This is a genomic window from Pseudarthrobacter naphthalenicus (assembly GCF_029076445.1).
Taxonomy (GTDB): Bacteria; Actinomycetota; Actinomycetes; order Actinomycetales; family Micrococcaceae; genus Arthrobacter; species Arthrobacter naphthalenicus.
Genome location: NZ_JARESG010000088.1, coordinates 1 through 533, shown reverse-complemented (window position 1 = coordinate 533; position 533 = coordinate 1). Strand labels below are relative to the sequence as shown.

Annotated in this window: 1 protein-coding gene; it reads left to right on the top strand. The window is 58.0% G+C overall.

Annotation, left to right across the window (positions count from 1 at the left end; all coding sequences use genetic code 11):
• Nucleotides 1-533 (top strand): ATP-binding protein (locus tag PY310_RS21520; protein ID WP_472925641.1); only part of this gene is annotated, 533 nt, incomplete at both ends.

The following is a 533-nucleotide window of genomic DNA, read 5'->3' as shown; positions in this document are numbered from 1 at the left end:
GTTACAAAAACGCCGGGACCGTTGAGTTCGTCTTCGACAACATCGAACGCACCTACTACTTCATCGAGATGAACACCCGCATCCAGGTAGAGCATCCCGTCTCTGAAATGGTCTCCGGCATCGACCTCATCAAACTCCAGCTACAGATCGCCGGCGGCTTGCCGCTCGAACTGAGCCAGGACGACATCATCTTCAGTGGCCACGCCATCGAATGCCGCATCAACGCCGAGGACCCGGAGAACAATTTCGCCCCGGGCCCCGGTAAGATCACCAACTTCCGTGCACCCGGCGGTTTCGGAGTCAGGATGGACACCCACATCGAAACCGGCTACACCATCCCGCCCTACTACGACTCCATGATCGGCAAGCTCATCTGCTGGGGCAAGGACCGCGACGAAGCCATCACCCGAACCATCCGCGCCCTCGACGAACTCGTCATCGAAGGCATCACCACCACAGCGCCCTTCCACAAGAAGATCCTCGAAACCGAGAAATTCGTGAGTGGTGACTTCAACACCGCATTCGTCGCCGAA